The sequence below is a fragment of the Flavobacterium sp. SOK18b genome, from assembly GCF_014156605.1.
GTDB lineage: Bacteria > Bacteroidota > Bacteroidia > Flavobacteriales > Flavobacteriaceae > Flavobacterium > Flavobacterium tiangeerense.
This window is the reverse complement of record NZ_QKNZ01000072.1, coordinates 1-20,543: the sequence shown is the minus strand read 5'-3', so window position 1 is coordinate 20,543 and position 20,543 is coordinate 1. Positions and strand designations below refer to the sequence as shown.

Annotated in this window: 16 protein-coding genes; 9 read left to right on the top strand and 7 right to left on the bottom strand. The window is 31.7% G+C overall.

What is annotated here, in order from left to right; genetic code table 11:
* Nucleotides 1-189: 189 nt before the first annotated feature.
* The 4 genes from DNC80_RS11230 to DNC80_RS11215 are packed head-to-tail and all read left to right on the top strand — an operon-like array spanning nt 190 to nt 3,074.
* Nucleotides 190-744 carry an RNA polymerase sigma factor gene (locus DNC80_RS11230; protein WP_182651304.1) on the top strand — a complete coding sequence of 185 codons (555 nt, stop codon included), beginning with the start codon at nt 190-192 and terminating at the stop codon, nt 742-744.
* A complete protein-coding gene (locus tag DNC80_RS11225; RefSeq protein ID WP_182651303.1) occupies nt 741-1,277 on the top strand; it encodes an anti-sigma factor in 537 nt (178 codons plus the stop codon). The genes DNC80_RS11230 and DNC80_RS11225 overlap by 4 nt, the downstream gene beginning before the upstream one ends.
* Nucleotides 1,261-2,322, top strand: coding sequence for a hypothetical protein (locus tag DNC80_RS11220; RefSeq protein ID WP_255493233.1), 1,062 nt, complete (start codon nt 1,261-1,263; stop codon nt 2,320-2,322). Before DNC80_RS11225 ends, DNC80_RS11220 begins: the two co-directional genes overlap by 17 nt.
* 17 nt (nt 2,323-2,339) lie before the next feature.
* Nucleotides 2,340-3,074, top strand: coding sequence for a head GIN domain-containing protein (locus DNC80_RS11215; RefSeq protein ID WP_182651302.1), 735 nt, complete (start codon nt 2,340-2,342; stop codon nt 3,072-3,074).
* A gap of 32 nt (nt 3,075-3,106) precedes the next feature.
* On the opposite strand, the gene DNC80_RS11210 is transcribed toward DNC80_RS11215, so the two are convergent.
* The 6 genes from DNC80_RS11210 to DNC80_RS11185 form a co-directional block, all read right to left on the bottom strand.
* A complete protein-coding gene (locus tag DNC80_RS11210) occupies nt 3,107-4,435 on the bottom strand; it encodes an MFS transporter (protein ID WP_182651301.1) in 1,329 nt (442 codons plus the stop codon).
* A 157-nt stretch (nt 4,436-4,592) separates the two neighbouring features.
* Nucleotides 4,593-5,405 carry a M48 family metallopeptidase gene (locus DNC80_RS11205; RefSeq protein WP_182651300.1) on the bottom strand — a complete coding sequence of 271 codons (813 nt, stop codon included), beginning with the start codon at nt 5,403-5,405 and terminating at the stop codon, nt 4,593-4,595.
* Between the two features lie 78 nt (nt 5,406-5,483).
* Nucleotides 5,484-7,889 (bottom strand): glycoside hydrolase family 31 protein, encoded by a 2,406-nt coding sequence (locus DNC80_RS11200; protein WP_182651299.1) that lies wholly within the window; start codon nt 7,887-7,889, stop codon nt 5,484-5,486.
* Nucleotides 7,890-8,049: 160 nt separating this feature from the next.
* A complete protein-coding gene (gene glgB / locus DNC80_RS11195; protein WP_182651298.1) occupies nt 8,050-9,957 on the bottom strand; it encodes a 1,4-alpha-glucan branching protein GlgB in 1,908 nt (635 codons plus the stop codon).
* A 38-nt stretch (nt 9,958-9,995) separates the two neighbouring features.
* Entirely contained in the window at nt 9,996-11,276 is a 1,281-nt protein-coding gene (locus DNC80_RS11190; protein WP_182651297.1) for a glucose-1-phosphate adenylyltransferase, read from the bottom strand.
* Complete coding sequence (locus tag DNC80_RS11185) at nt 11,273-12,694, bottom strand: glycogen synthase (protein ID WP_182651296.1); 1,422 nt, start codon at nt 12,692-12,694, stop codon at nt 11,273-11,275. The genes DNC80_RS11190 and DNC80_RS11185 overlap by 4 nt, the downstream gene beginning before the upstream one ends.
* A 143-nt stretch (nt 12,695-12,837) precedes the next feature.
* On the opposite strand from DNC80_RS11185, the gene DNC80_RS11180 reads away from it, so the two are divergent.
* The gene (locus tag DNC80_RS11180; RefSeq protein ID WP_182651295.1) at nt 12,838-13,701 is read left to right on the top strand and encodes an alpha/beta fold hydrolase; all 864 of its coding nucleotides are present in this window, start codon (nt 12,838-12,840) and stop codon (nt 13,699-13,701) included.
* A gap of 20 nt (nt 13,702-13,721) precedes the next feature.
* A complete protein-coding gene (gene msrB, locus DNC80_RS11175) occupies nt 13,722-14,108 on the top strand; it encodes a peptide-methionine (R)-S-oxide reductase MsrB (RefSeq protein ID WP_158729758.1) in 387 nt (128 codons plus the stop codon).
* Between the two features lie 46 nt (nt 14,109-14,154).
* On the opposite strand, the gene DNC80_RS11170 is transcribed toward msrB, so the two are convergent.
* On the bottom strand, nt 14,155-15,780 hold the full coding sequence (locus tag DNC80_RS11170) for an amidase (protein WP_182651294.1): 1,626 nt from the start codon (nt 15,778-15,780) through the stop codon (nt 14,155-14,157).
* A 268-nt stretch (nt 15,781-16,048) separates the two neighbouring features.
* On the opposite strand from DNC80_RS11170, the gene DNC80_RS11165 reads away from it, so the two are divergent.
* From DNC80_RS11165 to DNC80_RS11155, 3 genes are read left to right on the top strand one after another with little or no spacing between them, the layout of a single operon-like run.
* A complete protein-coding gene (locus DNC80_RS11165; protein ID WP_182651293.1) occupies nt 16,049-16,828 on the top strand; it encodes a GLPGLI family protein in 780 nt (259 codons plus the stop codon).
* 3 nt (nt 16,829-16,831) lie between these two features.
* On the top strand, nt 16,832-17,590 hold the full coding sequence (locus DNC80_RS11160) for a GLPGLI family protein (protein WP_182651292.1): 759 nt from the start codon (nt 16,832-16,834) through the stop codon (nt 17,588-17,590).
* Nucleotides 17,591-20,215 (top strand): carboxypeptidase regulatory-like domain-containing protein, encoded by a 2,625-nt coding sequence (locus DNC80_RS11155; protein ID WP_182651291.1) that lies wholly within the window; start codon nt 17,591-17,593, stop codon nt 20,213-20,215.
* Nucleotides 20,216-20,543 lie beyond the last annotated feature (328 nt).

Here is a 20,543-nt window from a genome sequence, read left to right as displayed (position 1 = left end):
TTATTAAAGGACCATCAAGTAAAAGTCTCAATCTTTATGGCAAAAGAAATGAATCAAATGCTAATTATCTTATAAATAAGATTCATAAAAACAAATGATTTGCAGTAAATCAATATCTTTAAAATTTATTTTTATACAAAGTGTAACATTTGCACCATTGCCAAGTCTTTATTAAAACGAAACCACTATTTGAACATTAACCAATGTAATATCGAAGAGCTGATTGTATTGTGTAAGCAAAACAATCAAAAAGCACAATACGAAGTATACAATCGTTATGCTTCCGCTATGTATAATGTTGCTTTTAGAATTGTAAAAGACAGCCATTATGCTGAGGATGTAATGCAAGAAAGTTTTTTGAAAGCATTTTCAAAACTAGAAAATTACAAACAAGAAGTTTCATTTGGCGCTTGGTTAAAAAGAATTGTGGTCAACCAAAGCATTGATTTTTATAAAAAAAACAATCAGTTTAAGGCGGAAGATTTTGAGATGACTTTGCATAAAATTGAAGATATAGATTCGGATTTCTCAATGAATAGTGACTTTACTAATTTGAAAGTCAAACAAATTTTAGAAACCATAGCAACTTTAAAATATAACTATCAGATGGTTTTGACATTATTTTACATTGAAGGATATGACCAAGAAGAGATCAGTGAAATTTTAAATATAAGTTATGCCAATTGCAGAACTACATTGAGCAGAGCCAAAGACAGTTTGAGAAAAAAATTAGAAGAAATATGAAAAGGAACCAAGACCCAATAGACGAACTCTTTATTAAACACCAATTTCAATGGGACATTGAGAATTTAGAGGCTAATAATGAAGTACGTTTTAAAGAAAAATTAAATCAAAAGAAATTTAATTGGAAACTCTTTACAAGTATTGGTATAGCTGCGTCAATTATAATATTCATGGGGATTACACTATGCAAACCTTCTTATGAAAAACCTTCTGAACTGCAATACGCATCAAGAGAAACCATACAAACCGATTCTATTTTTACAGTTTTAATCGAAAGAGAATTAGAAAAAATTGAAGAAAAGAAATCACCCGAAAACAAGAAAATTATAACTGATGCTCTTAAACAAATGAAGCAGCTAGATGCTGACTATGAAAAAATAATTCAGGAATTAGAAGTCAATGGCGAAAGTAAACAGATTATTTATGCCATGATTAGTAACTTACAAACACGCATTTCTTTTTTGCAAAAGGTACTCGAACACCTTGAAAATAACGAACACAAAAAAGTATTTCCAGATGAAAAAACAATATAACTATATACTATTCTTGCTACTAGTACCATTTTTAGTGCAGGCAGCTACAAATGATTTTATTCATTCTAAACAAAAAAACATCAAAAAAGCATACTATGTTAATTCAAACGCTATTCTAGCGGTAGATAATTCATACGGATCTCTTGTAGTAACCACATGGGACGAAGATAAAATTGAACTGGATGTTCAAATACGAGTTAGCGGTGACAACGAAAATTGGGTCAATCAAAAAATAGAAGCTATAACAATTGATATCCAAGCTCTAAAAGGATTAGTAACCGCAAAAACAATATTTGAAAATTCGAATATTAAAAGTTCTGGGAAAAAAAATAGTTTTGAAATAAATTATATTCTCAAAATACCTAGAAATGGAAGTATTAAATTGAATAACAAATATGGTAATATTACCACTACTGATATTGTATCAAATGCTGAAATAAAATGCAAATACGGAAAGATTACCACTGGAAAATTACAAGGAATTAGCGACATCAATATAGAATATTGCAACAATTCCAGCATAGAGCTTATCAAAAACGGACAAATTAATGCAAGATATTCAAGTATTAAGATTGATGAGACCTCCAAACTTCAATTAACATCTGATTATACAGATATAGAAATCTTAAATAGTGATTCTGTTGCTTACACTAGCGATTATGGCAAAATTAAAATCTCAAAAATAAGAAACCTAGAAGCTAGTGGAGACTATCTTACTATTCAAATAGGAGAAATTACAGGAAGCTTATCACTCCAAACAAAATACAGTTCGCTTGCTATTCAATCTGTTCATGCTAAAGCTAAGTCTCAAATGATATCAGCAGCTTATACAGGAATAACTATTGGTTTTCAACCCAATTATTATTTTGACTTGAATGCCATCTTAAAATATGCCAATCTAAAATACGATAGCGCTCTTGAAATGGACAGTAAAGAAGAAAACTCACAAACAAAAAAATACACAGGCTTTCATAAAAGAAAAGGAATAAATAGCATAACTATAACAACTAATTATGGGAACGTAGTGCTCACACAAAACCAATAAACTAAACTAAATTAATTATGAAAAAATCACTTTTATTACTTGCAGGTTGCGCTTTATTATCCACTACTTTAACCTTTGCTCAGTGGTCTAGCAAAAATAAAATTCAAGGAAATGGAAACATAGTTTCTGAAAAAAGAACGACAACAGATTATGATGCTATTGCTGTATCTGGATTCTTTGATGTAGAACTGGTTTCAGGAAAAGAAGGAGACATTACTGTTAAAGGAGAGGAAAATTTAATACCCTTCTTAAAAATTGAAGTATTAAACAATATACTTAAAATTAGTTCCGAAAAAAATAAGTACTTGAGCACGAGTAAAGGCAAGCAAATTTTAATTTCGGTTCCCTTTGAGGAAATTAACAAAATAAGTTTGACAGGATCAGGTGATGTTAATACAAAAAAAACAATCAATAGCAATTCGTTATCAGTACAGTTAACTGGTTCTGGGGATATTAATTTAGAAGTAGCATCAAGTTCAGTTGCAATAGATGTAACAGGATCCGGAGATGTCACTATTTCAGGAACTACAGAGGAATTAAATACAGCTCTAAACGGTTCTGGAGATATAGATACTTCAAAACTGAAGGCTAAAAACGTTCATGCTGCCGTATCAGGTTCAGGAGATACTACTGTTTTTTGTTCTGATAACTTACACGCTAGAGTTTCGGGTTCGGGTGACATTCAATACAAAGGTGATCCAAAGAAAAAAGACACCAAAGTAAGTGGATCAGGGAATATATCGAAATCCTAAAAACCTATTTCAAAAGATATTAAAAAGGTGTTTTACGATTGTAAAACACCTTTTTTTGGTACTTTATTCAACAGAATTACAGCAATTATAAAGAAAAGCGCTAATATAGCAATAGCTAATCTGGGACTTCCAGTAATTTGATCTACAATTCCATAAACCACCATTCCTATAACAATACCTATTTTTTCGGCTACGTCATAAAAACTAAAAAACGATGCCGTATCCGTAGTTTGAGGCAACAACTTTGAATAAGTAGACCTTGATAACGACTGAATGCCCCCCATAACAAGTCCTACACAACTAGCCATAATATAAAACTCTAAAGGTTGAGTAATGAAGTATGCTGCCACACATAATAAAACCCAAAAACAATTGATAAAAATTAAAGTTGGGATATTTCCAAATTTACTTGAAGCTCTTGACGTTAAGAAAGCTCCTAAAACTGCGACTAATTGAATAAGCAAAATACAAATTATCAAACCTACTGTTCCTTCTTCTTTAGTAGGCCATTGAATTTCTTGTGCACCAAAATAAGTAGCTACAAGCATCACGGTTTGTACAGCCATACTCGACACAAAAAAACTTCTTAAATATGCTTTTAAAGCTTTATTTTCTTGCAATAAAAGCCATACTTTTTTAAGTTCATTAAAACCATTAAACACTACTTGACGGTTAACTTTGTGACCGCTATTTTTGTTGCCGTTGGGTAAATAATAATATGAATATTGACTAAAAAGAATCCACCAAACACCTACCATAACAAAAGAGTAGCGCATTGCTTTCATGGCTGCTTCTCCATCTGTTCCTGAAATTCCAAAAAGCTTAGGTTTCATAATCATCAATAAATTAATAATTAATAAAATTACACTCCCTATATATCCCATGGAATAGCCCTTAGCACTTATTTGATCTTGCTGCTCTTCATGAGCAATATCTGGTAAATAAGAGTTATAAAAAACCAAACTCCCCCAATATCCTATTAATCCTAATAAATAAAATAATAAGCCAACATATATATTTTCAAGGTCAAACCAATACAAACCCATACAGGATAAGGCCCCTAAATAACAAAAGAATTTCATAAACGCCTTTTTATTTCCAACATAATCAGCTATTCCAGATAATAATGGAGATAAGAATGAAACTATTAAGAAAGCAAAAGCAGTAATAAAACTTATTAACGCTGAATTCTTAAGGTGCATCCCAAAAACATCAATATAATGACTGCGGTCTGAAAATAAAGCATCATAAAAAATAGGAAAAACAGCTGATGCAATAGTTAAAGTATAGACAGAGTTTGCCCAATCATAAAAAGCCCACGCATTTAATAATTTTTTACTTCCTTTTTCTAATTCAGCCATGTGATTTTTTTTGGTTACGAATGTATTTATTTTTTTTCAAGAACAATGCAAAACCTTATTTTTTTACACATTAAGAAATCATTATTCATAAAATCATCTTATGTAAACAAAAAAAGCTATCCATAACGGATAGCTTTCTACATAATAAAAAACAATATTATCTTATCACTCCTACTTTAGCAGCAATTGCTTTTGCTTCGGGTATGTACGCTTGTAAATTAGCAATTCGGGTAGCATCTGACGGGTGTGTACTCATAAATTCTGGTGGTGCTTGACCATTAGATTGAGCCGACATGCGCTGCCAAAAAGCAATAGACGTTTCAGGATTATATCCTGCAATTGTCATTAAAACCAATCCTATTTTATCAGCTTCTGTTTCGTGAGCTCTACTAAATGGAAGTATTCCTAAACCTTGAGAGCCTAATCCATAAACTTGACTCCATACTTGTTGTGTTTTTTCACTTTTACCTCCAGTCGCAACTGCTACTCCTACGGCTCCTAATTGTTGCAATTGAGAGGCACTCATACGTTGCGCACCATGATCAGCAAGAGCGTGCGAAACCTCATGTCCCATAACTGTTGCTAGGCCTGCGTCATCTTTAGTAATTGGTAAAATCCCAGAATACACTACGATTTTTCCACCTGGCATACACCATGCGTTAACTTCTTTGTTGTCGACTAATTTATATTCCCATCGATAATCTACTAAATACTGTCCTTGACCTAAATATGTTAAATATTTCTCAGCAGCAGCCTTAATTCGGAAACCTATAGCCTCCACTTTCTTTGCATCGGCAGTTCCTGTAATTACTTTATTCTCTTTCAAAAATGTATCGTATTGTTGAAAGGCTGTTGGAAATAACTGATTATTTGGCACAAAGTTAAGTGTTTTTTTTCCTGTAATGGGATTGGTAGCGCAAGAATAAACAATTCCTAATGTAACCAAACTAACTAATACATATTTTTTCATAACTGTAATTTTATAAGAATCAAAAATACAAAAAATGTGTCTGCATTACTTATATAATTAATGTAAATAGTTTCAATATTAATCCAAGTTACCCATAATATGAAAAGATATAAATCCTTTTTCAACAAGAATATATCCTTCTTTTTCTAAGGTATCACTATCAAATGCGACTGCTACATTGTCAATTTCAATATTTTTCACCTTGAAAGGCAAGCCAATAAAATTCATTCTATACTTAGAATAATTAGTAACATACTTCCCTTCTTGATGAGCTTGAATAATTAATTCATTTTCTTTACCTGTTGCTTGAAAAGACATAAAACTGTATCGTCCTTTTTTGTAATCATAACCATCTTGAGCATCCTCATAGACTACAGATAATTCTTTACCATCTTTGTAATATACATCTAGTATCAACTCATCAAACTCGAGTTCGCCTACATATTGCTGAACCGGATATTTAGGAATAATAGATCCTGCTTTTATAAAAATTGGAATTTGATCAAACTTTGTATCTACCCAAAGTTCTTTTCCACCTTTACACAACTCGTTTGTCCAGTAATTATACCATTCGCCACGAGGTAAATACATTCTTCTACCTAAAGCATTAGGTTCTAAAATGGGACAGACTAATATTTGATTCCCAAAAACAAACTCATCATTACGATAGTGGGTTTGAGTATCTTCTTGATCAAAATATACCAATGGTTTCAACATTGGTACACCTTCTTCGATGTACTGCCAAAACATGGTATACAAGTAAGGCAACAATTGGTATCGTAAATTTACAAACTTTCTAGTAATATCAATTACTTCGTCATCAAAAGCCCAAGGTTCTTGATCGCCATGATCTCCAGAAGAGTGCGTTCTACAAAAGGGGTGAAACACTCCTAATTGTATCCATCTAGCATACAATTCCCCTGAAGGCTGCTCTGCAAAACCGCCAATATCTGAACCCGTAAAACCCATACCTGAGATTGACATACGTTGTACTTGTATGTTTGCAATCCATAAATGTTCCCACGTAGCTACATTATCACCTGTCCAAGAAGAGGTGTAGCGTTGCGCTCCTGCATAAGCTGATCGTGTAATAACAAAAGGTCTCTTAGGATAGGCAAAACGTTTTACACCATGATAAGTGGCTCTAGCCATTTGAGTACCGTAAATATTGTGTGCTTTCCTGTGGCTACATGGATTTCCATCGTAATGATGACGCACGTCCATAGGAAATGTTTTATTAGGAACCTCCATAACGGCAGGCTCGTTCATATCATTCCACACTCCTTTAACACCTATATCTGATATTAATTCTTTAAATAGACCAGCCCACCATTCTCTTACTGTGGGGTTTGTAAAATCAGGAAAATTACATTCTCCAGGCCAAACTTTTCCTTTCATGTAAGGACCATCGGCACGTTTACAAAAATAATCATTTGCCAAAGCTTCTTTGTAAACCGAATATTCTTTATCAATTTTTATCCCAGGATCAATTATAACAACCGTTTTAAAACCATCTTCGGCTAACTCGGCTACCATTCGTTTAGGATCTGGAAAATAGTTTTTATTCCATGTAAAACATCTAAAACCGTCCATGTAATCAATGTCAAGATACAAAGCATCACAAGGGATTTTTAGCTCTCTAAACTTAGCAGCAACATCTTTTAAATTACTTTCAGGGTAATAACTCCACTTACACTGGTGGTATCCCAGCGCCCATAAAGGCGGTAACTCTGGTTTTCCTGTTAAATCTGTGTAAGTTGTTACCACATCTTGCATTTGTGGACCGTAAATAAAATAATAATTCATTTCACCACCTTCGGCCCAATAACTAGTTACGTTGCGGCGTTCATGACAAAAATCAAAAAATGTTCTAAAAGTATTGTCAAAGAAAATTCCGTATGATTTTTTGTTGTGTAAACCTATGTAAAACGGAACTACTTTATAAAGTGGTTCTTGATCTTTTTGAAATGCATATTGATCTGTTGCAAAATTTTCAATACGTTTTCCTTTAAGATTCATTTGAGTGGCTTTATCACCTAAACCGTAAAAACATTCCCCGTCTTTTGAGGACTTACTCATTTTTACAATGTTCCCACCATATTCATAACTTTCTTCCCAGTGAAATCCTAGTTCATCCTCTAATATAATGGTATCTTCTAAGTCATAAATAGAAAGTCTCATGTCTGATTTTTGAATCCTACACTTAACTTTACTTGTTTTTATTTGGTAAAACACTTCGTGCTCACTTACCTCAAGAAAATTATACCCATGCGAATGGCTTTTATCTACCGCGTACGAAAAATCATTGCTAAAATAGCCTTTAGTAGTAAATCTAAAACGTATTAAACTATCTCTTAATACCGTTACTTTTAAAATAACACTGTTGTCTGTGTGAAAATAAACAGAATCAACATCATGTTCAAACGATACTATTTTTGTAGGATACAAGTCTCCTTTATATTCTAGTTCTGTATTTGTAATCATGTGGTATGGTATTTATTTGGACTGGTTTTCAAAAATCAAACATACAAAAAACGAACATAATCTCTTTAAAACATGACATTTATTAACGAAAACGTTATATATAATTATTGATATGCACCATCCATTTTTTTAAATAAAAATTAAAGTTTGAACACAAATTTTATACAATCTGGAAAGCAATTACACTCAATGGAGGAAGAATCAAAGCAACCGAATAATCTCTGCTATCATAAGGAATACTTTGAATTAAAATTCGCTTAGAGTTTTGAACACCGCTTCCTCCATAAATAGTCTCGTCACTATTAAATATAGATTGTAAATTACCCGATCTTGGAATACCAATGGTATAGTTTTCTCTAATCACTGGCGTAAAATTACACACAACAACTAAATCATCTTCTTGATTATTTCCTTTTCTGATAAATGAAAAAACTGCATTTTGATGATCCGAATAATTAATCCATTCAAAACCATCAGGAGTAAATTGTTTTTCATACAATGCAGGTTGCGATTTATACAATGCATTCAAATCTGTAATGATCTTTTTAATTCCTTTGTGAAAAGAAAATTCTAATAAATGCCAATCTAAGCTTTTTTCAAAATTCCATTCGCTACTTTGACCAAATTCACCGCCCATAAACAAGAGCTTGGTACCTGGATGCATGAACATATAGGCATATAAAAGTCTAAGATTTGCAAATTTTTGCCACTCATCACCAGGCATTCTTCCTAAAATAGATTTTTTGCCATAAACCACTTCATCATGTGAAAGTGGTAACATAAAATTTTCTGTAAAGGCATATGTCATGGAAAATGTCAATTCATTTTGATGGTATTTTCTATAAATAGTATCTTTTTTAAAATAATCCAAGGTATCATGCATCCAACCCATCATCCATTTCATCCCAAAACCTAAACCACCTATAGAGGTAGGTCTTGAAACCATTGGGAACGATGTGCTCTCCTCTGCAATAGTTTGAGCACCTTCGTAATTAAGGTAAACTGCTTCATTAAACTCTTTAAGAAAACTGATTGTATCCAGATTTTCTCGACCTCCGTAAATGTTGGGCTCCCACTCTCCTTCTTTTCGAGAATAATCTAAATATAACATGGAAGCCACTGCATCTACACGCAATCCATCTGCATGGTAATGCTGTAACCAAAACAAGGCGTTACTGATCAAAAAAGAACGAACTTCATTTCGTCCGTAATTAAATACCAAACTTTTCCAATCTGGATGGTATCCTTTTCTTCGATCTGGATGTTCAAAAAGATTAGAACCATCAAAAAATCCTAAACCATGTGGATCATCTGGAAAATGAGATGGCACCCAATCCAGAATCACTCCTATTCCCTCTTGATGTAATTTATCTATCAAATACATGAGATCTTGAGGATTTCCAAATCTAGATGTTGGCGCAAAATATCCTACTAACTGATATCCCCAGGATGGATCGTACGGATACTCCATTATAGGCATAAATTCTACATGAGTAAACCCAGTTTCTTTGAGATATTGAACTAACTCAAGTGCTAATTCTTGATACGACAGAAAACTATTATCTTCAACGTGACGTTTCCAAGACCCTAAATGCATCTCATAAACAGAAAAAGGTTTGTTTAAACCATTCCTTTCTTTTCTGTTTTGTATCCATTCTGCATCGTTCCAATCGTAATCAAGATCCCATACAACAGAGGCTGTTTTTGGCGGTTGCTCACAAAAAAAAGCAAATGGATCTGCTTTTTCAGTGACAACTCCATCAATGCTAGATTGGATTTTGTATTTGTAAATGGCTCCTTTTTCAATATTTGGAATAAAACCTTCCCATATTCCTGATGAATCCCACCGTACGTTTAATAAATGCGAATGTTGATGCCAAAAATTAAAATCCCCTACAACAGATACTGAATGAGCCGATGGTGCCCAAACTGCAAAGTACACTCCTTGCACTCCATTCACAGACATCATGTGAGCACCTAGTTTTTCATAAAGCCTAAAATGCTTGCCCGCTTTGAACAAGTCAATATCAAAATCAGTAAAAAGGGAGTGTGTGATAACAGTATTCATATAGGATTTGTGTACATTTAAATGATGTACTATTTAAGTTATTTAATACTAAAATTATCTGGTAATACAACTCCTTTTTTAATTACAACAATACCATCTTTAATCGCATATAAATCTGTAGAAAAATCAGCTAAATGGCTTCCTCCGTTTATATGAACATCATTCCCTATCCTGCAATTTTTATCTACTATTGCATTATTGATGTAGCAACGTTCACCAATACCTACAAGCTGCTTACCAGCATCAATATCTTTGTTCATATCATCTATATTTTGATAATAATCATTACCCATGATATAGCTATTCTCAATCACGGTACCCGTTCCTATCCTGGATCTAATACCTATTACTGAATGTTTAATATCTTTGGCATTCAAAATACAGCCTTCAGAAATTAAAGAACGATCAATCATTGTTTTCTGAAATTTTGATGGAGGCAAAAGTCTTGGTCTAGTGTAAATTTTATTGGTATCATCAAACAAATTAAACTTTGGTAAGTCTTCTGTAAGACCAATGTTAGCTTCAAAGAAAGAATCAATATTTCCAATATCGGTCCAGTATCCTTCATATTGATAACTTAGTATTTTTTTATGACCCACTGCCTGTGGAATAATTTCTTTTCCAAAATCCTTTGTTTCCTTGTTAGACATAATGTCTACTAACAATTCTTTATTGAAGATATAAATTCCCATTGAGGCTAGGTAATGCTTGCCCTCTTGTTTCATTTGGTCACTCACATCTGATTCCCAATCTGGCAAAAATTCTTTAGCCGGTTTTTCAATAAAAGATTCAATACAACTTTCAGAATTAGTTTTAAGGATACCAAATTCCGGTGCATCTTTTGCATTAACTGGTAAAGTTGCAATGGTAATATCGGCTTGTCGTTTGATATGTTCTTCAACCATCTCATTAAAGTCCATTTGATACAATTGATCTCCAGAAAGAATCAATGCATAATCAAACTCATGGTTTAAAAAATGGGGCATACATTGTCTTACAGCATCTGCAGTGCCTTGAAACCAAGTTGGATTATCTGGAGTTTGCTCCGCAGCCAATATATCAACAAAAGAATGACTAAAAATGCTAAAGTTATAGGTGTTTTTTATGTGAGCATTTAAGGACGCCGAATTGAATTGAGTCAATACAAATATTCTATAAATATCTGAATTCATACAATTTGAAATAGGAATATCTACCAATCTATACTTCCCTCCAATGGGTACAGCAGGTTTAGATCTCGACTCTGTTAAAGGATATAATCTGGAACCTTGTCCACCACCTAAAATAATTGCAATAACATTTTTCTTTTTAGCGTTCATTTTTTGTCAATTATAGTATTGTACATTTCTAAATATTCTAAACACACTCGTTCCCATGAGTGATCAGTATTCATTCCTCTCTCAATAACTTCATTAATTGCTTCTCTGTTTTCAAAAAGTTGTTTTGCACGCCTTATCGAATAACAAATATCCACAACAGATGCCTGATCATGACAAATACCGTTTCCATCATCACCAAAATCAATTACAGTATCTCTTAATCCTCCTGTTCTACGCACTATAGGAATTGTCCCGTAACGCATAGCATACATTTGATTCAGTCCACAAGGTTCAACTCTTGATGGCATTAAGATAAAATCAGAACCTGCATAAATCAAATGGGCTAGTGCCTCGTTATAGCCTATGTAGGCATTGAAATTACCTTTAAACTCAGGAATAAGATTTTTTAATTTATTCTCTATAACTACATTTCCAGACCCTAAAACAAAAATGTTGATTTCATTGGCTTGTTCTTTTAAGGCAAAATAGGCTGCATCTGGCAATAAATCACCTCCCTTTTCTTCAAACAATCTTCCTATAAAACTAAAAAGTGGTTTTGTTGCATCCAGATTAAAAAGAGAGCAAAGCTTTTCTTTATTGGCTTGTTTTCCAATAGCAAAGTCAGCTATAGAATAATTCTTCTCCAGCATATCATCTGTCATTGAATTCCAAATTTCTACATCTATTCCGTTCAAAATCCCTTTGGACTTGTACCGTACATTTTGAAACAGCGATTCTAATCCACTAGCAAAACCATTTATTTCGTCTAAATAACTTGGTGAAACGGTGGTAACTCCTCCTGCACATTTTACGGCTACAGCCAATGAATTAATGCAATGATCCCATTCTAAAACGTTCTTATGAATCAAATCAAATTCTGGGATATAAGCCATTTTTTCAAAACCAAATTGTCCTTGGTATAAACCATTATGGATTGTAATAACGGTGGGAACTGCTCGAAGTTTTTCATATTTAAAACTGTATTGCATCATAAACGGCATTATTCCTGTATGATGATCATGACAATTGATAATATCAGGAATTGTATTTCTATTCGAAATAAAATCTAAAGCCGCAATTTGAAAAGCTAAAAAGCGTTCTATATCATCCTGAAATCCATAAATTTGTTTCCTATCAAATAATTCAGGAATGGCAATCAAATACAACTCAAATCCTAATTTATTTGTTGACTCTTTATGAACACTAAAAGGAAAATTAAAATTACCTAAAGATACATTTCCATTAAAAACAGTTTCAAATGCATTTTCATTAGTAAAATCCACATCATATTCTGGAATAATAACCCGAACTTCATGGCCTGCTTTAGTTTGATACTTGGGTAGTGCTCCAACAACATCGGCAAGACCACCAACTTTTGCAACAGGAAAACATTCAGCGCTAATATGAAATAACTCCATGAAATTAATTTGTGTTTTAAAAAATACTTTTTGTTAAAAAAACATTTAAATTTCTTTTAAAGATCTAAAAAAAAGTACTTTTATGTTTTTCTAAATTTAGTAAAAAAATTACAAAAAAATAATCCTATCGAAAATTTAGTATAATGACAAAAAAGAGTACCGTTCATACACAATCCTTAAAAATTCCCAAGATAATTTTACACACAAGCAAATTAATCGCTTTTTTTTCTTCAAAATTAGTAACACTATTTGCTGCAAAACTATTTACTACACCCACAAAATATAAGGTTCCCAAAAGAGAACTCACAATGGAAAGTAAAAGTTTAAAAAGTACCCTAACCATTCCTGCAATAAATAAAGAAATCACACTCTATGAATATGGCATTAGCGATAGAAAAATATTACTTGTTCATGGTTGGGCTGGTCGTGGAACACAGTTATTCAAAATAGCAGATGCGCTTTTGCAAAAAAATTATAAAACAATAAGTTTTGATGCGCCTGCACATGGAAAATCCCAAGGCTCATCAGCAGTTATGATGGACTTTATAGCTTCCATTCTTGAAATTGATAAAATTCATGGACCGTTTGAAGGTATTGTTGGCCATTCATTAGGAGGAATGTCGGTATTAAACGCCATAAAAAACGGAATGAAAGTCAACAAAGCAATTATTATTGGTAGTGGCGATGTTGTCTCTGACATAATAAATGATTTTATTGCTAAACTAAAACTAGATCCAAAAATAGGTATTTCACTACGATCTCATTTTGAAGAAAAATATAAGGACGATATGAATAACTATTCCGCATCTCATGCTGCAAATGAAGTACCTATCCCTGTTTTAGTAATTCATGATGCAGATGATCCTGAAGTTCCGCTTAGTGCTGCAAAGAACATTCACAATCATTTAAAAAAAGGAGAATTAATGGTAACAAACGGTCTTGGACACCGAAAAATATTAGGAAACTCAAAAGTAATTGAAGCAACAATAGATTTTTTAGAAAATTAAATTTACAAACTACTTACAACATGAAATATCCAATAGAAAAAACAGAAGAAGAATGGAAAGCGCTTTTGGGAGAAGATAGATATCGAATTTTACGTCTTAAAGGCACCGAATATCCACATACAGGAACGTTCAATTTGCACTTTGAAAAAGGAACCTATACCTGTGGAGCTTGCAATGAAAGTTTATTTGAAAGCAATACCAAATTTGATGCGCATTGTGGCTGGCCTTCTTTTGACGAATCAATTCCTGGAAAAGTACAGTATATTGATGATGTATCTCACGGAATGAAACGTACTGAAATTTTATGTGCCACTTGCGGCAGCCATTTAGGGCATGTTTTTAATGATGGACCTACAAAAACAGGTCAAAGATATTGTGTAAATTCGCTCTCCATCAATTTCAAATAAATTTAAAAAAGGGATTAAGTACTAATGACTTAATCCCTTTTTCTATTTAGCTCAAGAAAGAGGCTTTGTATTTTGGTACTACTCTTTTTTTGGTGGCTTGCTCATAAGCATATCCTAGAGAAATTAACAAGCCTTCGGTATATGGTTTACCAAAAAAGGAAAGCCCAACAGGTAATTCATATACCTGCCCACAGGGTACTGTGATATGAGGATAACCGCTCATTGCTGCAGGTGAAGTTAAGGAATAAGTTCCCCAACGGTCACCATAAATAGTGTCAATACTGCATGACGGACCCATTGTAATTCCGCAAATGGCATCAAGACTATTTTGAGCCATGACTTCATTTAATATTTTTTTACTTCCATTAAAACTCTTTTCGAGACTATCTTGATATTCAGAAGCTTTTAAATCTTTTTTCAAATTAGAACTCAATAAAGTTTCTTGCTTAAAATAAGGCATCGCTTTGTCTTCGTTTGAGCTATTAAAATCAATAACGTCTTTTAATGTTTTTACTTTAGCATTAGCGGTAGCTAAATATTGATTGAGTCCATCTTTGAATTCATATTGCAATACTTCAAACTCAGCTTGTCCTAATACATTAATTTTGTCTATATAATCAATTTTTACTACTGTAGCTCCTTGCTTCTCTAACAATTGAATGGCATCATCAAATAGAGCATTTATATATTGATTCTCTCCTTGCGGTTTGTTTTCAATACCAATTCTCTTTCCTTTTAATCCGTCTAATTTTAAAAAAGAACTATAATCTGTTACAGATTTTCCTTTACTTTCAAGAGTTACAGGATCTTTTTGATCTACAGAAGCTAATACACCTAATAAAATAGCAGCATCAGATACTGTTCTAGCCATAGGTCCAGCTGTATCTTGCGTTTTAGAAATAGGAATAATACCGGAACGACTCACTAAACCAACAGTAGGCTTAATACCTACAATTCCATTTACTGAAGCAGGACAAACAATAGAGCCATCTGTTTCTGTACCTACCGCCACTACACACAAATTTGCCGAAACTGCTGTTCCTGAACCCGCACTTGAACCACAAGGATTATGATCTAAAAAATAAGGATTTTTGGTTTGACCGCCTCTACTACTCCATCCTGATGAAGATTGTGTTGATCTAAAGTTGGCCCATTCACTTAAATTGGTTTTACCAATGATTACTGCGCCTGCATCTCTTAACTTTTTCACAACAGTTGCATCGTTAGAAGCTATGTTCCCAGCCATTGCCAAAGATCCAGCCGTTGTTTGCATTTTATCAGCCGTGTCAATATTGTCTTTTATCAAAACGGGGATTCCATGCATTGCACCACGGCTTTTTCCAGCTTTAAGTTCTTCGTCAAGTTGTTTTGCAATGGTTAAAGCATCTGGATTAACCTCTATTACTGAATTGAGTTTAGGACCCTTTTTATCTATTTCTTCAATTCGATTCAAATACAAACGCACCAATTGCTCAGATGTAAATGTACCCGATTTCAATTTAGATTGTAGAGAAGTAATTGATTCTTCATCAAGTTCAAAACTCAAATTAAACTCCTCTCCAGAAGCTGATGTATTTTTATCATTAGATTTAGAGTCGCAACCAGTAACCAAAAAAGTATTTATTCCAATGGCAGCAATAGCCGATGAAGCCAAAAAAGATCTTCTTTTCATAAAAATATGTATTTTTTATTTTTTATCTAATGTAGTAAAATATTAATCAGGAGCGTAAACAATTTAAAATGATTTTATGACACTAAAAAAACTAAACTATTAGTATTTTAAAGATTAGTTGCACTAATACATAACAATATTATAATTTTACATCAAAAAAGTAATATATTCGATATTCTAATAATTCGTTTTATAATACAATTTAAAATATAAAAAAATAGAATAGCAAACACCTCGTTTAATTTATTTAAAAATTTAATATTACTTCATGAAAAAAATAGGTATCCTTTTCATCTTTCTTAATTTTTTAAATGTTGTAACGGCACAATATAAGATTGAATATGACTATGTAATCACCAATCAGTTACCTGGTAATGTCAGCATTGTAAGAGCCAATACTTTTTTAGTTACTGATGGTATCTATTCAAGATTTGTAAAAAACCGTGTTTTTAATGGCGTAGTCGATCTGAAATTTGAAAATTCAATGACTGATTTAGAGGAAAGTGCTAATAAAAGTAACAAATATGCAAAAGGAGATAGTTTAGGGTACGTGATTGCCAAAAACTTTAGTAAAGATTCTATCTATATGAGACTTTTAAATGACAAGTCTGAATATGTGCAGATACCACGAAAAATGGTGAAATTTCATTATGAGATAATAGAGGAATATAAATCAATTTGCAATTATAAATGTCAAAAAGCATTAGTGAATTTTGAAAATAGGCAATTTGAACTTTGGTTTACAAACGAAATTCCTATCAGTGATGGCCCATGGCTATTTCAAGGATTACCAGGGCTTATATTAGAAATAAAATCTACCGATAACCTTCATTTATATCTTGCCAGAAGTATCAACAAAACAAAACCTTTAGACAGTTCTACTACAACTTTTCCTTTCAAGAAAACGATTGACTTAGAAACCTATCAAAAAAGGTATTTAGAAATTGAAGAAAATAAATTTAAGTTTAATAAGGCGCAAGGGGATCCCAATGTAAAATTTACAGTTACTATAAATAACCTTGATATTCCTAGAACGGTATTTAAATAAAAAATGAAAAAACTACTGATACTATTATTATTAGCTTGTAATTGTTACAGCCAATATAAAATTGAATACGATTACACAAGTGAAACAAATGACAGTTTTGGCGATGCTAAAACCATTTCTAAATGTTATTTATATACAGACAATTCTAGATCTAAATTTATCAAGGACAGAGTAATCAATGGTCAATACGAACAAGAATTACAATATCCTAATAAAGATTTAGAAGAAAAATTTAAATCAGAGGATAAAGGGATGATTTATGGTGACAGCATAGGATATGTAGTTACAAAATTTATGGAAACAGATTCTATTTATGTACGAACACCAGGAGCCATTCTTGTTAAAGAAAAATTAGAAAAAATAGATTTTAAAATTCAAGACGAATTTAAAACTATAAGTACCTACAATTGTCAAAAAGCAATTGCATCAGTTTATGGTCGTGAGTTTGAAATTTGGTTTACTAGTGAAATAGCAATTCATGATGGCCCATGGAAATTATCAGGTTTACCGGGTTTAATTATTGAAGTACACAGCACAGATAGAAATCATAATTTTTATTTTACATCCATAAAAAAAATGTCTAGTAGTACATATCTATACAGTTTACCAACATTCAAAAAAATAGAAGATCGTGCTGAAAGAATTAAAGCTAGAATAAAAAGTGTAGAAACTCAATTTAAATATAAAAAATCTAAAAATCCAGATTCTGATTTAAAAATGACTATCAACGATTTAGATTTACCCATAATAGAGTTTAAATAAATGAGGATAACGGGAACATTATTAGTTTTTGTAATCTTTACAGTAAGTTTAAAAGCACAAATTCTTAAAGGCAAAATTACATCATCAGACCAAATAGACCTTGTAACTGCAAGTGTTGTCATTAAAGATTCAGCTAATGCCAGAGGCATTAAAGAATTTACAGTAGCCAGAAACGGTGCATATGAAATTAGACTTACCAAAGCATACAAAAACCTATATGTTGAAGTAACTGCTAATAATTATGCTAAAGTAGGTCATACCATATTGAACCCTCAAAAAGGTACAACTTACACACATGACTTTACATTAAACCACGAGACCACAATACTGCTAAAAGATGTAAAAATTTTTGCAAAAAAAAAGGCTTATACCGAGGTGAAAGATACTGTCAATTTTAATGTGGAGTCTTATAAAGATGGATCTGATAGAAAAATACAAGACATCATTAGGAAACTACCCGGAATGGAAGTAAATGACAATACAGGTGAAATTAAATACAAAGGTAAAGCTGTAGAGACAGTACAGCTAGACGGCGATGATCTTTTTAGTGGCAATTACACAATTGGCACCAAAAATATTAATGTAGACATGATTGATAAAGTTCAAGCACTTGAGAATTTTTCGAGCAACAAACTTTTAAAAGGTCTAGAAGGCGATGGAAAAGTAGCATTAAATCTTAAACTTAAAAAAAAAATCAGAGACATCTCAGGAAGTTTGAATTCATCTTTAGGAACTTTTAAAGAAATGAAAACTGCTATAGACACTGACATTAATTTCTTAACACTATCCTCAAAAATTAAATCCTTTGGCACTATTAGTTTTAATAATGTTGCTGTCAACTATTCGCCATTTGATTATTTTGGCAATTTTAGAACACAAAATGAAAATGCCAACACTGCTTTTAAAAATAGCAAAACTATATCTGAATTTAGCTATATAAATATGCTGGATAATAAAAGAACTATACTTAATAATTCCATATTTGCCAACTACAATATCTCTTTAAAAACAGGACCAAACACTACTTATAAATCAAATTTTTATTTTGTTAAGGATCTTATCAATTCTTTAAGTCTAAACGAGACTAACAACTTGATAAACAATCAAAAATTTACAACAAGCGATCAAATAAATGCAGATAAAAAACCAATATTGTTTCGAATGGATTTTGATGTGAAGCATTCTATTTCAAACACATCAACTATTGATTACTACTTTATCATCAATAATGAAAAAATCAATACTTCTTCTTCATTATTTCAAAATGAAAAAGACTTTTTTAATACTGAATTACAAACCGAAAATTTATTTTTAAAATCTAAAGTTCAGTTTACAAAGAGAATATCAGATAAAAAAGCAATTCAAATTACATCAAATCAAACATTTGATAATCTATATCAGAATTTCAAAACACAATCGCAAACATCCGATGTAAGTGCCATCCAAGGCATTCAAAAAAGAAAAGCGTTTTTTGATCTTCAAGCTAGTTACCTTGGCAAAATAAAAAGAGCTAAATACAATTCAATCCTCGGAACTGAATTGATATCAAATCCGCTCTACTCAGACCTAAAGACAGAAGAAAATCCAAATATAAACGATATTAATTTCATTAAAACTAAAGTTTTTTTTAATAATAAGTTAGATTATGACTGGGGAAACATACTTATTATTTCTAATTTTAATAGCGCTTTATTACATCAGGCTATTAAAAATAAAGCCTCAAACACCGAAATCAAAAGCAGCGCGATTTTAATTGAGCCAGACATTAGTCTAAGCTATAAATTCAGTAGAGTATCTAGTTTTAATGTTAACTTAGGTTCAAGATTAAATCCTTTGATTGACAATTACAACTATTCAAATAACATTCTTGTTAGCAACAGAACCACTATAAAAAACAATCTTGATTTACAGCTACAAAGAACAGCTTCCTATGCTGTCGGCTACAATTTATATGACTTATCAAAACAATTTTTAATGAATGCAAGTATCAATTATTCTGAAAACAAAGGTAATTTTTTCTCCAATCTAAATATTGATCAAAATAATTCACAAATATCCTATTTGTTCTTAGACGAAAAATTCAGTACAATAGATTTAAGTTTTAAAATAGAAAAGTATTTACCTTTTATACAATCCACTGTAAGATTTAGAACCCAATACAACGTTTATGATTATAAAAATCTCATCAACAATTCCGAATTACGAAATAACATAAGTAAAAGCAGTAGGAATGAACTGTTTTTGAAGTCAGCTTTTGATGGCCAACTTAATTTTCAAAATATTCTTCAATTCAATTTGACTAAAAATAAAACAAATGCTAATGCTAGTTTTGAAAACCAAGATTTGAATAATGCATTCAAATTGTTTTATACACCTAATAAAAAATGGTTTTCCAGTTTAACGTATGATTTTTATAAAATAAACAATAAAGCCAATTATTCTTTCCTCGATTTATTAGTTAAATATATTCCTAAAAACAAACAATTCAGTTACAGTTTCAATGCAAAAAACATTTTAAATAACGAGCGCTTTATTGAAATTCGCTCATCAGATTATTATACAAGTATTTATACAACTAATATTGTTCCAAGAAGTTTAATTATCACTTGTAATTATAGCTTCTAATTTAGAAAGTTACCGTTTATGATTAAAACGAACGAAGATATCATTGTGTATTAACTTATAAAATTATCAACTGATGTTCGATTAATTTTTAATATCCAGAATCTATAAAGACTGTTAAACTTAATTAAACCAAATGAGATCAAACAGCACTTAAGTTCCTAGATCTTTTAATTTTATTTAAAAACATACTTTATTTTTATAGATTAGACCTACTATATTTACTACATAAATAATCCGAAGGTATTGATATAGACCTGTCGTGTTAAATAATACATCAACAACTAAAATTAAATTATCCAATGAATAAATTCTCAGCAATCATACTAGC